Origin of the sequence: Candidatus Neomicrothrix sp. (genome assembly GCF_035329545.1) — a bacterium.
Classification (GTDB): domain Bacteria; phylum Actinomycetota; class Acidimicrobiia; order Acidimicrobiales; family Microtrichaceae; genus Microthrix; species Microthrix subdominans.
In genome coordinates this window covers 114,078-126,973 of record NZ_DAOLGP010000003.1, presented here as the reverse complement: position 1 = coordinate 126,973, position 12,896 = coordinate 114,078, and the positions used below count along the sequence as shown (strand labels likewise).

Genomic DNA, 12,896 nt, shown 5'->3' with positions numbered 1-12,896 from the left:
GGGTGAGCGAACGCCTGGCAACCCAACGGCTTGAGCGGCTGGAACAAGACATCGCCGATGTGGACCGTGCGTTGGCGACGCTGGAAGAGCTGCACGCCCAGAGCAAGGGCCGCGGTGGTGCCGAGGCAGCCGAGCGTATCCGGGCGGTCGTCGGGGCCGAGCGGTTCCCCGCCGAGCCGCAGCTTCCCGCCGAACCGCAGCTTCCAGCCGAACCGCAGCGCTCCACCGAGTTCTCGGCCGGGCCTCAGCGCTCCACCGAGTTCTCGGCCGGGCCTCAGCGCTCTACCGAGGTCCCGGCCGAGCCTCAGGTGTCGGCTCCCTGAAACAGCACAGCGCCCGAGGTGACGCCGGCGCTGACCGCTGACATCTCCGGCATCGACGCCATGCAGAAGTCTCACCGCCGACTTTGGCATGGTGGCCATGCAGAAGTCGGCGGGGAGCCTTCTGCAGGTTCAGTCGCAGGGTGCAACTGCTACTCCAACACGCCCGAGCTGGTTGCTGCGTCGATCAACTGCACTCGGGGGCCAAGCTGCCAACGGTCGGGACCGGCGCCACGGAGCCAACGGCCGCCCAGGTTGGGCATGCGGCCAGAGTGCTGGCCGAGGTGTCGTTCCACCGCCATGATCAGGCCGGAGTGGGTGACGATCGCCACCTGGGCGTCGGCCATTTCGGCCCACAGGTCGGTGAGCGCCCCATGCGCACGCGCCATCAGCAGATCGTCGTCCTCCCAGTTGTCGGGACGCTTCCCGTCGGCGAGGTAGCCGGGCCAGCCGGCTTCGATCTCGGACCGGGTGAGCCCTTCCCAGGAGCCGGCGCTGCGTTCCATCCACCGATCATCGGTGAGCACGGGTCCCACCCCGATTCCCTCGGCGATGGCAGCCGCCGTCTCGGCCGCCCGCAGCAGCGGAGAGGACATGACGGCATCGAAGGTGCCGAGCCCGGCAGCGGCACGTCGAGCATCGTTTCGGCCCGTGTCGGTGAGCGGTGGATCCTGCTGGCCCTGCCACCGTCCCGACGCGTTCCATTCCGACTGTCCGTGGCGGATGAGGAGTACTTCCAGCGGCATGGCTCGACCTTAGGGGGGCGGCCCCGGTGCGCTCGACACCACGTGAGAGGGGCAGGCGGTTCGCTTCACACCGGGCTGCAGCTCGCACGGGTCGCCTCCGATCGCCGGAGGCGCTCGTAACCGAGGGAGGTCCCAGGCGGGTAGCCTGGCCACATGGCTGTTCTGCGCCTCTTCGCTCAGGCACGCGAGGCCGCTGGAACTCCTTCGATGGAGCTGACCGGCGCGTCAGTCGGCGATGTGCTCGATGCCGCGTCCCGACAGCTGGGCCCGGCTTTCGATGAGGTGCTCGCCAGCTCGAAGCTGTGGCTCAACGGCGAGCCGACCGATCGAAACGCCACGGTGAGTGATGCCGACGAGGTTGCGGTGCTCCCCCCGATCTCGGGCGGCGACGCGTGAGCGGAGATTTGGGAACGGACGACGACGCCGATCTGCCCGGTCATTCCCGGCGACGCCGTGAGGTTGTCATCCCATGGGAGGACGCAGCGCCGGTAGCGGTCAGCGACCACCAGGCGGAACGCAACGGACACGACTCCCCAGCCGCCGGTCGGCGTGGCGAGCGGCTGGCCGAGGCCCCGGGCAAGTGGTTCGTCGACGCACCCGGCGACGAGGCGGACCCTCGGGCCGGCGCCACACCCGCCGATGGCGTGGACGAGCCGCGCGACGACGGCAGCGGCCTTGCCGAGGCGGACCTCTCCGATGGTCGCTCAGGATTCGACGATTTCGCTCACTTCGGTGGCGACCCGGGGGTTGGTTCAGGGTTGGATGATCTCGGGTACGTCGACGGCGGGAGCGACGTCGGCTACCTCGATGGCGACCATGCAGTCGGGGACTACCACGAGGGTGGAGAGCCCGACGGTGCCTATGCCGAGGACGGCTATGCCGAGGACGGCTACGCCGGGGATGGTCGCTACGCCGAGGGAGGCCATGGCGAGCACGAGTACCCGGAGGGTCGCTACGCGGGGGAGGAGACCTCCGGGGACGTGGCGTACCCCGAGGAGGAGTGGGACGAGGGCGAGTACGGGGCCGGTGGCTACGTCGACGGCACCTGGAACGCCCCCGCTGCCGTTCCACCCGCCGATGAGGTCGTCGAACCCGTGGGCCCGCCCCTCACCCCGCTGGAGGAGCGGCTCGAGCGGCGCGCTTCCAAGCTGTCCTATCGGGGCAGCCGCATCGAGCCCGTCTACGACGTCGGTGGCCCGAAAGTCCGCCTCGGTGTGCTGTGGTTTCTGTTGGCCTGGGCCGGCTTTGCGCTCGGGTCGCTCGGTGTGGGCGCCGTGTTCGTCACCGCTGCAACCGTCGCCTCCCTCCAGGTGGCCGCCCACCTGATGATCGAGGAGGACACCAACAGCCGCGTCACCGCTGCGGTGATCACCGCTGCGGTCGGTACCTCGGCCATCTTCGATGCCCGCGTGGTGGGCATCGTGATCCTCGTCGCGGTTGTCGTGGCGTTCGTCGTGGCCTCCCAGACGATCGACCGGTCGATGCTGGTGCAGGTGGCCGGCCTCACCCTTCGGGCGGCGCTGCCGCTGGGCATTGCGGTGGCGGCGCTGCTGTACCTGCACCGCGTCGATGCCTGGGTGTTCATGATCCTGTTTGGTGTCGTGTCGATCTATGACGCCGGCAACTTCCTGGTCGGGACAGGGTCGCGCCGGGCGTGGGTGGGCCCGCTGGCCGGTCTTCTGGGTGCGGCCGCGGTCGTGTTCGGCGCCGCCGGTTTCGAAGCGCCGCCGCTGACCGAGCAGACCACCTGGCTGGTGGGCGGCCTGGCTGCGTTGGCCTGTCCGTTCGGTCAGATCATTGGATCCTTCATGTTGCCTCGACCCGACGCCAGGGCCCCAGCGCTGCGCCGTCTCGACAGCTATCTCCTCGCCGCGCCGCTGACCCTGGCGGTGTTCTTGCTGCTCGGGGGTAACCGCCCGCTGCTCTAGGGGTCCGCGCTCGCGATCGTTCCTTTGGGTGCTCGCAACCGAACGCCTAGCGTGTGCGCCGTGAAGGACGAGATCGATCGCCGCTGGGATGATGTCGGCGAATTCATTCGGGAACAACGAAACCTCGGTGAACTCTCGCTGCGTCGGCTGTCCGAGATGGCCGGGATCTCCAATCCGTATCTCAGCCAGATCGAGCGCGGCCTGCGTCGCCCCTCGGCGGAGATCCTCCAGCAGATCGCCCGGGCTCTGCAGATCTCGGCGGAGACCCTGTACGTGCGGGCGGGCATCCTTGACGAGCCGACCGGGGTCTTCGACCTGGTCGCTGAGATCCGTCGGGACCCGCACATGACCGAGGAACAGAAAAAGACGCTGGTCCGGATCTACGACTCGTTCCGTCGGGAGAACGGTGACCTTGCGCCCGGTGAAGCTTCGACCGACGGCTAGTGATGGCCGAGCGACGTCGTCGGGTTTCGGCCGGGCGCGGTAGACGGTGAGCGACCTCGTGCGGCGGCTGTGCGTGCTGTCGATGCACACCTCGCCGCTCGCTCAGCCTGGGTCGGCTGATGCGGGGGGTATGAACGTCTATGTGCGGGAGCTGGCCACCTCGTTGGCCCAGGCCGGTGTGGCCGTTCGCGTCTACACCCGGGCGACGCACGGCGTGCCCGCGGGGCCGCAGACGGTGGAGCCCAACCTGGTCGTCGTGCCGATCGCAGCCGGCGATCCCGATCTGTCCAAGGAGGATCTGGGCTCGGCGATCGAGGAGTTCACCGCCGGCGTGGCCCTAGACCTGGCGGCCACCGGGGGCACCGATGCCATCCACGCCAACTACTGGTTGTCGGCGGTGGCCGGCCAGACACTGGCCCATGCTCTGAGGGTGCCGCTGGCGGTGAGCTTTCACACGCTCGCCCGGGTGAAGTTGGCCCACGGCGATCCGGAGCCCGGCGGACGGGCCGCCGCCGAGGAACGGGCGGTCGCGTCGGCCGACGTGCTGTGTGCCGCCTCGGCCAGCGATGCCTCCGACCTCTCGACCCACTACGGCGCAGATCCCCGCCGCATCGTGCGCGTGCCACCGGGGGTGCAACACGCCTTCTTCTCTCCGGGTAGCCGGGCAGGGGCGCGCCGAGCACTCGGGCTGGGCGACGCCCCGCACGTGCTGTTCGTCGGTCGTATCCAGCCGCTCAAGGGGCTCGATGTGGCGGTGTGTGCCATGGCCGAACTGCAGCGCAGCGATGCGCGCCTGCTGGCGGTCGGCGGGCCCTCGGGCCCCCACGGCGCAGCAGAGCAGGCGCGGGTCAACAACCTCATCGCCGCTGCTGGGCTGGGCGACCGGGTGACGATCACCGATCCCCAGCCCCACCACATCCTCTCGACCTACTACCGGGCGGCCGACGTCGTCGTCGTGCCCAGCCGCACCGAGAGTTTCGGTTTGGTCGCCCTCGAGGCGGCGTCGTGCGGGCGTCCGGTCGTGGCCGCCGATGTCGGTGGGCTGCGCGGCTTGGTCCTGCATGGCGAGTCCGGGCTGCGGGTGCGGGGCCGAGACCCTCGGCATTGGGCGGCCGCCATCGGCGAGGTGCTCGGCGACCCGGAACGGGCGGCGGCTTTCGGCGTCGCCGGCGCGACGCTCGGGCGGTCCTACCGCTGGTCGACCACCGCCCAAGCGCTCCTCGCAGCGCTCGATCGGGCGGTGGTGGAACACGGTGAGCGCCGCTGACGCCTGGGATCGTCGGCCGCCTCGGGGCACCGGCCACCTCGAAGTACGGTGACCGCCATGGCCGATCGACCCCCTCCCGACGCCGACGTCACCCGGGCTGCGACCGATGCGTTGCACGCCTGGCTCGACGAGGCGGCGGGTTACCCGATGATCGATGCCGTCGTGCGGGACGAGACGCCGGGACGGTCCCTGGACGGTGAGCGATGGTTCTTGCGGGTGCTCGGCGAGGCCAAGGGAGTGTGGTCGCTGTGGGTGAGCGCCCATCAGCGCAGCCTGCACTTCGAGGCGTACTTCACGCCGCCGCCCGAACGGAACGCCGAGCGCTTTTACGAGCACCTGCTCCGTCGCAACCGCAGCACCGACGATGTGGCGTTCTGCATCGGCGATGAGGACGCGGTGTTTTTGCGGTCGAAGCTGTCGCTCGAGCACGTCAGCCACGACGAACTCGACCGCACCCTGGGCAGCTTTTACGGTGCCGTGGAGGACGCTTTCGGTACCGCCGTGCGGCTGAGCTTCGCCAAGGACGGCTGAGCGCCGGACGAGTAGCTTCCCGTCATGGTCGAATCGTCCGCTTCCGAGGTTGGCTCACCACCGGCAGGAATCCGCTCCTCCGGCATCGCCGTGCAGTTCGTCGGCGGGGGGCGCATGGGCGAAGCGATCATCGCTGGCCTGATCCGGTCCGGTGAGCTGCGGGCCGAGGAGATCGCCGTGGTCGAGGCGCTGCCCGCCCGACGCGAACAGCTTCGGGTGACATATCCGCAGCTGGTGCTGGGCGACGTTCCGACGGCGGCGCCGACCGTGATCGCCGTCAAGCCCGACGATGTGGCCGCAGCGGTGAGCAAAGCGGTGGCCGCCGGGGTTGACACCGTGTTGTCGGTGGCGGCGGGCGTGCCGCTCGGCCGGTTGGAGGTGGCGGCCGGCCCGGGCGTCGCCGTGGTTCGGGCCATGCCCAACACCCCGGCCCTCGTCGGTGCCGGGGTGGCCGCGCTTGCCCCCGGCTCGGAAGCCGACGAGACCGTGTTGGTCTGGGCGGAGGGCATCCTCGGCGCGGTCGGAGACGTGGTGCGGGTGAGCGAAGCGCAGCTCGACGCGGTCACCGGCATCTCCGGATCCGGGCCCGCTTACGTCTTTTTGGTGGCCGAGGCGCTCATCGATGCTGCCGTGGCGGAGGGGCTGCCCCGTCCGGTGGCCGAGCGGCTGGTCGTCGGCACGGTGCGGGGCGCCGGAATGATGCTGGCCGAGTCCGGCCAGTCGGCCGGCGAGCTGCGCGCCGGGGTGACCTCGCCAGGTGGAACGACCGCCGCAGGGCTCCGTGCACTCGAAGATCGGGCGGTGCGCGGGGCGTTTGCTGCGGCGGTCGCCGCTGCCACCGAGCGGTCGCGTCTGCTCGGCGCCGGCTGACGCGTCCGTCGGGCCCCCGAGGGCTCGGTGACAGCGGTGCGGCGCTACCGTGCGGGCATGGCCCCGACCCCCGCAGCGGAACCCGCCCCCGTCATCACCTTGATGTCCGATCTGGGTCACGACGACGAGTTGATCGGCGTGATGCACTCTGTGCTCGCCCAGCTGGCGCCCCAGACCCTGGTGGTCGACCTCACCCACGACATCGACCCCCGGGACGTGCGCGGCGGGGCGCTGCGGCTGGCCCGAAGCGTGCAGTGGTTGGCCCCGGGGGTGGTCATCGCCCTCGTCGCACCGGAGTCGGCGGCTGGCGGCAGGCTGGTCGCCATCGAGCTGAGCGGCGGCCAGGCCTATTTTCTCGGACCGGACAACGGGTTGTTGGCGCCGGCGATGGCGATGGTGGGCGGCGCCGAGCGGGCGGTGATCCTCGACGCAGACGAGCACCATCTGGCCAGCCCGGGGCGCAGCCATCCCGGCCGCGATGTTCTCGTGCCGGTGGCGGCAGCGCTGGTCGGCGGCACCCCACTGGAGCAGCTGGGCACCCCGGTCGACCCGATGACCCTGCGCCCCGGGTTGGTGCCGCTCGCCCAGGAGGCCGAGGACGGTTCGCTGGGGGCGGAGGTGCTCAGCATCGACCGCTTTGGCGATGTGCAGCTGAACGTCGAGGCCGAGGAGCTGGCTGCGTTCGGTGAACGGTTGTCGATCACGGTCGGTGAGGCACTGCGCACGGCTCGGCTGGTCGTCGAACGCACCGACGCACAGCGCGGGCTCGGGTGGTGGACCGACCACCTGGGCATGGTGTCGCTTCTGGCCGACGGTGCCTCGGCGGCCGACGATCTCGGGGTGAGCCCGGGGGATCAGGTGACCCTCGCAGCCGGCGCGGACGAGCCCGGGGTGACAACGCCGGTAGCGTTGGGGCAACGCTCGGCTCCGGAGCCGACCGATGGGTGATCGGCTCGCTGGCGCCTCTGGCATTCTCAGAACCCAGCGTTCCGGAACCCAGCGTGCCGGAACCCCGTGTTCAGGAACCCCGTATGCAGGAAGGCAACACCGATGAGAGCCGGAACGACGATCGCAGTGGCAATTTTGTTGTTGGTGATCCTGGGGGCGGCCGGATTTCAGTTCTGGATGGCCGCCGGTCAGGGGTGAGGAGCCCGTTTCGGTAGGACCCGTGCGGATGATCTGCCCTGGACCGTACAGGTCGCTCCCGATCCCAGCGCCTGGAGCGGGTCGCCGCGGTTAGCCTGGCCGAGGGAGGTACGAGTGAACCTGGGCAGCATTATCGACGGGCACGACGACGACCGCGTAGCGGTGCTGAGCCGTGGCCGACCGACCACCTATGGGGTACTGCGCCGTCAGGTCGGGGGGCTGAGGGCGGGCCTGACCGAGCTCGGGCTGTGTCCAGGCGACCGGGTGGCGATCATCGCGTCGAACAACCGCTACTTCGTCGTCGGCTACCTGGCGGTGGTCGGCGCCGGCATGGTGGCGGTGCCGATCGATCCGACCACGCCGGCGCTGGCCGTGAAGGAGGAGCTCGACGCGGTGCAGGCTCGGGCGCTGATCGCCGGCCCGTCGGCCCGGGCGTTGGTCACCGCCAACACCGAAGGTGCCCTCGACGACGTCGAGTTCGTCATCGGGTGCGGGTTCACCCCGGAGGGCGGCACCACCTTCGAGAAGCTGATCGAGTGTGAACCCACCGACCGGGTCGAGCTCGACGGGGATGCCCCCGCCGTGCTCGCCTTCACGTCGGGCACCGCCGGGTCGCCCAAGCCGGCCATCCTCAGCCACGCTGCGCTGTCGGTGAACATCGAACAGCAGAAGGCCTCGGCCGAGGATCGGGTGCGGGCCGATGACGTCACCCTGGGGGTCGCTCCGCTCAGCCACATCATGGGTCTCAACTCGGTGCTGTCCTCGTCCCTTTCGGTCGGGGCCTCGACGCTGCTGATCGAGCGCTTCGATCCGGTGCTGGCGCTCGAGTCGATGCAGAAGCACGGGGTGACCGTGGCGGTCGGTCCGCCGACGATGTGGTCGTCGTGGCTCAACCTGCCCGACCTGCCCGCCGACGTGTTCGCCTCGGTCCGGATCGCAGTCTCCGGGGCGGCCCGGCTGCCCGAGAAGGTCTCCAGGGCGTTCGAGGAGCGCTTCGGGATCCGGCTGTGGGAGGGCTACGGGCTCACCGAGGCGGCCCCGGTGGTGTGCAGTTCCTACGGCACCGATGCCCCGCACGGGTCGGTCGGCATCCCGGTGCCCGGGCTGGAGGTCCGTCTGGTCGACCGCGATGGGGGGGACGTGCTGATTGGCGATCCCGGCGAACTGTTGGTGCGGGGTCCCAACGTCTTCTCCGGCTACCTCGACGAACCCGAGGCCACCGCCGAGGCGCTCGACGGCGACGGCTGGCTGCACACCGGCGACATCGCGGTCGTCGACGACGACGGCTACGTGTTTCTGGTCGACCGCAGCAAGGACTTGATCATCGTGTCGGGGTTCAACGTGTTCCCCGCCGAGGTTGAGAACGCCATCCGCACGCACCCCCAGGTGGACGACTGCGTCGTCGTCGGCGTCCCCCACCCGAGCACGGGCGAATCGGTCGTTGCCTACGTGGTGGTCAGCGACGGAGCGTCGCTCGAGGAGGAGGGCGTGATCCGCTACAGCCAGACCCGCCTGGCCCGGTACAAGTGCCCCAAGAAGATCTGGTTTACCGAGGAGGTCCCCCAGGACCTCGGCGGCAAGGTGCTGCGCCGCATGCTCCCCAAGCCGCCGTCGGCGCAGGTGGGCGAATGGAAGCCTCACACGACCGACTGACCAAGTGCGAGCAGCGTTCGAGGTGACATTGTGAATTCTCGAACAAGGTGGTTACGGTCATGTGATGACCGAGGATCGCCCGGGCGGGCACGGCCCAGAGTTCCACTCCGCTCGCACCGGCGACGCCATCCCCGGAGCGACGGTCGCACGCCTGCCGGTCTACCTGAGGGCGGTGGTGGCCGAACGCGACGCCGGGGCATCGACGATCAGCTCGGACCGTCTAGCCGAGTTGGCCGGGGTCAACGCCGCCAAGGTTCGCAAAGACCTGTCGTTCCTGGGCAGCTATGGGATCCGCGGGGTCGGCTACGACGTCACCCGGCTGATGATGGAGATGAGCCGGCAACTCGGACTCTCCCAGGACTGGCCCTGCGTCATCGTGGGGGCGGGCAACCTGGGCGCCGCGCTGGTCAACTATCTGGCGGGGGCCGGGCGGGGCTTCTCGGTGGCGGCGATCGTCGATGCCGACGCCGACAAGTGGGGGACCCACATCGGCGCGGTGGCGGTCCACAGCGACGACGATCTACCCCGCTTGGTCGCCGAGGGCGCCATCGTCATCGGCATCATCACGACGCCCCCGACCGTCGCCCAGGATGTCGCCGACCAGCTGGTCGCTGCCGGCGTGAGCTCGATCCTCAACTTTGCGCCGGTCGTCTTGTCGGTACCCGACTGGGTGTTGTTGCGCAACGTCGACCTGGCACTCGAATTGCAGGTGCTGTCGTTCTACCAGGGTCGAACTCGCCCCGGGTCGTCCCCGGAGGCGCCCCCGGACGCCGGCAGCAACCCGTTGGACGGTCCGGCGGCCTCCCTCGGCGTGTCCGCTGACACCCGCTTGGCGCGCGAGGCCTGAACCGACCAAGCTGGAGGGGTTCCGGCGAGCCTCGTCGCCGGAGTGTGAGGAGCCGGCAACGTGTCAGTGTTGCTCATCGGAGTCACACACCGCGACCTCCCCTTGGAGGTGTTTGAGCGGTTTGCCGTGACCGCAGACGACACCCCGAAGCTGTTGGCGGCCCTGACCGCGCGCGACCACGTGTCCGAGGCTGTGGTCCTCGCCACCTGCAACCGCACCGAGATCTACGTCAAAGCTGAGCGTTTTCACGGTGCGTTCGAGGACCTCCGCGACCTGCTGGTCGACCTGTCCGATGTCGCCCCGGACCGTTTTCTGCCCCACCTGACCGTCCTTTGGGACGAGGAGGCGATCGAGCATCTGTTTTCGGTTGCGGCCGGGCTGGATTCGGCCGTGCTCGGCGAGGTGGAGGTGCAGGGCCAAGTGCGCCAGGCCCAGCGCATGGCCGAGGAGGAGGGCACCCTTGGCCCGACGCTCGAGCTGGCCTTCCGCCATGCCCTCGGCGCGGGTAAGCGGGTGCGTACCGAGACGTCGATCGCCCATCACACCGCCTCGGTCGCCCAGGCAGCGATCGAGATCGCCCGCGACCGCCTGGGTGGCGACGGCTCACTTGAGGGTGCGACCGTCGCCGTGGTGGGGGCCGGAAAGATGGCCACCTCGATGGCCCGTTCGTTGTCCCAGGCAGGGTCGCTCGTCGTCGTCGCCAACCGCACCGCAGCGCGGGGAGCGCAGCTGGCCGACGAGGTGGGTGGCCGGGCCTGCGCCCTGGTCGATCTGCCCGCCGAGCTGGCGACCGCCGATGCGGTGCTGTGCGGTACCTCGTCGACCGAGACCATCCTGGGCGTCGGCCAGATCGCCGGGGCGCTGGTCCACCGCCGAGCGGCCCGGACCGCAGCCGAGCTGGTGATCGTCGACATCGCCATGCCCCGCGACGTCGACCCGGCGGTTGACGAGCTGGACGGGGTGGGGCTCTTCGACATGGACGACGTCGCCCGCCGCACCGAGGCCGGGCTGGACCGTCGTCGCGACGAGGTGGCCTCGGCCACGATCATCGTCGAGGACGAGGTGCTGCGGTACCACAACGCCACCACCGCCCGAGCCGCCGGACCGATCATCGCGTCGGTTCGAACGCGGGCCGAACAGCTTCGCCTGCTCGAACTCGACCGCCATGCGTCCAAGCTCGAGGCCCTCGACGACGACACCCGGGCGCTGGTGGAACAGCTGACCAAGGGCATGCTGGCCAAGTGGCTGCACCAGCCGTCGGTGCGGCTGCGGGAGCAGGCGGGAACGCTCCGGGGCGATCGCCTCGCCGAGGCCCTTCACGACCTGTTCGACCTGCCTTGAGCGCTGCCGATCCCGTCCGCCTGGCCACGCGGGCGAGCCCGCTGGCCCGCTGGCAGGCTGAGGCAACCGCCGAGGCGATCAGCGCGGCCCACCCGGAGGTGGGAAGCGTGCTGGTCGAGGTGTCGACCGAGGGAGATCGACGAACCGACGTGCCCCTCGAGGTCATCGGCGGCAAGGGCGTGTTCGTCAAGGAGGTGCAGGCCGCGCTGCTCGATGGTCGGGCCGACGTGGCGGTTCACTCAGCGAAGGATCTCCCGGCGGCCGGTCCCGACGGCCTGGTGATCGCCGCGCTTCTGCCGCGCGGCGACCCCAGGGATGCGTTGGCCGGTTCCCGCATGATCGACCTACCCACCGGTGCCAAGGTCGGCACCGGGTCGGCTCGACGCAAGGCACAGCTGCTCGACCTGCGGCCCGACCTCGACGTGGTCGGCCTTCGGGGCAACATTGCCACGCGCCTGGGACGGGTTGGTGAGCTGGACGCCATCGTCGTCGCTGCGGCCGCCCTGGAGCGCCTGGGCATCGAGGACCGGGCCGCCGAACTGCTGTCGCCCGCCATGTTTTGCCCCCAGGTGGGCCAGGGGGCGGTGGCGGTCGAATGTCGCTCCGATGATGCCGCCACGCTGGCGGTGCTGGCCGACCTCGACGACCGGCCGACCCGGGTCTGTGTCGAGGCCGAGCGTTCCTTCCTGGCCGAGCTCGGCGGCGACTGCTACATGCCGGCAGGCGCCTACGCCACCCTCGACGGATCGACGTTGTCGATCATCGGGGTGCTCGACGTCGGTGGGGCCCGTCCCGCCCGGGCGAAGCTCACCGGCGACGCCTCGGGCGATGGCCCCATCGTGCTGGGGCTCGAGCTCGCCCGAAAGCTGCTGGCGACCGGCCGGTCGTGAACCGCTCCGGCCCGGGGGAGCCGCAGGACGCTGCCCTGCCGCTGAACGGCCGCAGCATCGTCGTCACCCGGTCGGCGGAGACCGCCGAGGAGCTGTGCGAGGCGTTGGGGGCGCTTGGGGCGACAACGATCGTTGCGCCCTGCATCGCCACCGAACCACCGAGCGACGGGGGCGCAGCCTTGGCTGCTGCGGTGCGCCACCTCGAGGACTACGCCACCGTCGTGTTGACCTCTCCGACCGGCGCTCGGCGCTTTCTCGCCGAGCTCGACGCTGCCGATGCACAGACGAATGGTGTTGGTCGACCGACTGATCGCGACCAGGTTGCGCCGAATCGCGGCGGTTCGCTGCCCGCAGGCGGGGCCGTGATGCCCGCCGGAATCGCTTTGGCGGCGATCGGACCGGGCACCGAGGCGGCGTTGTCCGAGGGTGGCCTGGACGTCGACCTCGTGGCCGACCGGGCGGTCGCCGAGTCCCTGCTCGAGGCGCTGGGCGACCCGCCGGGCTCCGGGGCTCGGCTGCTGTTGGCACGAGCGGAGGTGGGTCGCGACGTGCTGCCCGAGGGCCTGAGTGCTCGGGGGTGGGCGGTGGACGACGCCCCCGCCTACCGCACGGTGACGCCCCCGCCCGACCCCGACTTGGGTGCCAAGGTGGCCCAGGCGGACGCGGTCGCCTTCACGTCGTCGTCGACTGTGACCGGCTTCCTGTCACGGTTCGGCATCGATGCGATGCCTCCGGTCGTCGCATGCATCGGGCCAATCAGCGCCACGACCGCCCGGAATCTAGGGGTGGACGTTGACGCCGAGGCCGACCCGCACACCCTTCCCGGCCTCACCGCCGCCCTCATCGGCTGCCTCGGGCCGGCGTAGCCCGTCCCCTTCAGCGCTCGGGCCGCCACGGTGTGCGGTTGTGCCTT

The 12,896-nt window shown here is 70.4% G+C and carries 14 protein-coding genes; 13 read left to right on the top strand and 1 reads right to left on the bottom strand.

The genetic code is table 11. From position 1 onward, the window contains the following. Positions 1-2 precede the first annotated feature (2 nt). A complete protein-coding gene (locus PKD89_RS03005) occupies positions 3-323 on the top strand; it encodes a hypothetical protein (protein ID WP_324332266.1) in 321 nt (106 codons plus the stop codon). A gap of 149 nt (positions 324-472) precedes the next feature. Here the strand turns inward: PKD89_RS03005 and PKD89_RS03000 are convergent, their stop codons facing one another. Further along, the gene (locus tag PKD89_RS03000) at positions 473-1,066 is read right to left on the bottom strand and encodes a histidine phosphatase family protein (RefSeq protein WP_289011352.1); all 594 of its coding nucleotides are present in this window, start codon (positions 1,064-1,066) and stop codon (positions 473-475) included. A gap of 153 nt (positions 1,067-1,219) precedes the next feature. Here PKD89_RS03000 and PKD89_RS02995 point away from each other — a divergent pair, with 153 nt between their 5' ends. From PKD89_RS02995 to PKD89_RS02940, 12 genes are all read left to right on the top strand, one after another. Continuing rightward, positions 1,220-1,462 (top strand): MoaD/ThiS family protein, encoded by a 243-nt coding sequence (locus PKD89_RS02995; RefSeq protein ID WP_287379910.1) that lies wholly within the window; start codon positions 1,220-1,222, stop codon positions 1,460-1,462. Next, positions 1,459-2,994, top strand: a complete 1,536-nt coding sequence (locus PKD89_RS02990) for a hypothetical protein (protein ID WP_287379911.1) — start codon at positions 1,459-1,461, stop codon at positions 2,992-2,994. The genes PKD89_RS02995 and PKD89_RS02990 overlap by 4 nt, the downstream gene beginning before the upstream one ends. 60 nt (positions 2,995-3,054) lie before the next feature. After that, on the top strand, positions 3,055-3,438 hold the full coding sequence (locus PKD89_RS02985; protein ID WP_287379912.1) for a helix-turn-helix domain-containing protein: 384 nt from the start codon (positions 3,055-3,057) through the stop codon (positions 3,436-3,438). Between the two features lie 46 nt (positions 3,439-3,484). Beyond that, positions 3,485-4,705, top strand: a complete 1,221-nt coding sequence (locus PKD89_RS02980) for a glycosyltransferase (RefSeq protein WP_287379914.1) — start codon at positions 3,485-3,487, stop codon at positions 4,703-4,705. 57 nt (positions 4,706-4,762) lie between these two features. Continuing rightward, a complete protein-coding gene (locus PKD89_RS02975; RefSeq protein WP_287379915.1) occupies positions 4,763-5,236 on the top strand; it encodes a YbjN domain-containing protein in 474 nt (157 codons plus the stop codon). A 24-nt stretch (positions 5,237-5,260) separates the two neighbouring features. Further along, positions 5,261-6,106: a pyrroline-5-carboxylate reductase gene (proC, locus tag PKD89_RS02970; RefSeq protein WP_289011350.1), complete on the top strand. Its 846-nt coding sequence runs from the start codon at positions 5,261-5,263 to the stop codon at positions 6,104-6,106. Between the two features lie 57 nt (positions 6,107-6,163). Then, on the top strand, positions 6,164-7,054 hold the full coding sequence (locus tag PKD89_RS02965; RefSeq protein ID WP_287379917.1) for an SAM hydrolase/SAM-dependent halogenase family protein: 891 nt from the start codon (positions 6,164-6,166) through the stop codon (positions 7,052-7,054). A 312-nt stretch (positions 7,055-7,366) separates the two neighbouring features. Next, positions 7,367-8,905: an AMP-binding protein gene (locus PKD89_RS02960; protein ID WP_287394059.1), complete on the top strand. Its 1,539-nt coding sequence runs from the start codon at positions 7,367-7,369 to the stop codon at positions 8,903-8,905. A 64-nt stretch (positions 8,906-8,969) separates the two neighbouring features. Next, positions 8,970-9,752 carry a redox-sensing transcriptional repressor Rex gene (locus PKD89_RS02955; RefSeq protein ID WP_287379919.1) on the top strand — a complete coding sequence of 261 codons (783 nt, stop codon included), beginning with the start codon at positions 8,970-8,972 and terminating at the stop codon, positions 9,750-9,752. 60 nt (positions 9,753-9,812) lie between these two features. Beyond that, on the top strand, positions 9,813-11,093 hold the full coding sequence (gene hemA, locus PKD89_RS02950) for a glutamyl-tRNA reductase (protein ID WP_287394062.1): 1,281 nt from the start codon (positions 9,813-9,815) through the stop codon (positions 11,091-11,093). Beyond that, positions 11,090-11,983, top strand: a complete 894-nt coding sequence (gene hemC / locus PKD89_RS02945) for a hydroxymethylbilane synthase (RefSeq protein WP_287394064.1) — start codon at positions 11,090-11,092, stop codon at positions 11,981-11,983. The genes hemA and hemC overlap by 4 nt, the downstream gene beginning before the upstream one ends. After that, a complete protein-coding gene (locus PKD89_RS02940; RefSeq protein WP_289011349.1) occupies positions 11,980-12,849 on the top strand; it encodes a uroporphyrinogen-III synthase in 870 nt (289 codons plus the stop codon). The genes hemC and PKD89_RS02940 overlap by 4 nt, the downstream gene beginning before the upstream one ends. Positions 12,850-12,896 lie beyond the last annotated feature (47 nt).

Coding starts and splice junctions, on each gene's coding strand:
- PKD89_RS02965 (WP_287379917.1), top strand. CDS start 6,164: ATGGCCCCGACCCCCGCAGCGGAACCCGCCCCCGTCATCACCTTGATG.
- proC (WP_289011350.1), top strand. CDS start 5,261: ATGGTCGAATCGTCCGCTTCCGAGGTTGGCTCACCACCGGCAGGAATC.
- PKD89_RS02995 (WP_287379910.1), top strand. CDS start 1,220: ATGGCTGTTCTGCGCCTCTTCGCTCAGGCACGCGAGGCCGCTGGAACT.
- PKD89_RS03000 (WP_289011352.1), bottom strand. CDS start 1,066: ATGCCGCTGGAAGTACTCCTCATCCGCCACGGACAGTCGGAATGGAAC.
- PKD89_RS02955 (WP_287379919.1), top strand. CDS start 8,970: ATGACCGAGGATCGCCCGGGCGGGCACGGCCCAGAGTTCCACTCCGCT.
- PKD89_RS02975 (WP_287379915.1), top strand. CDS start 4,763: ATGGCCGATCGACCCCCTCCCGACGCCGACGTCACCCGGGCTGCGACC.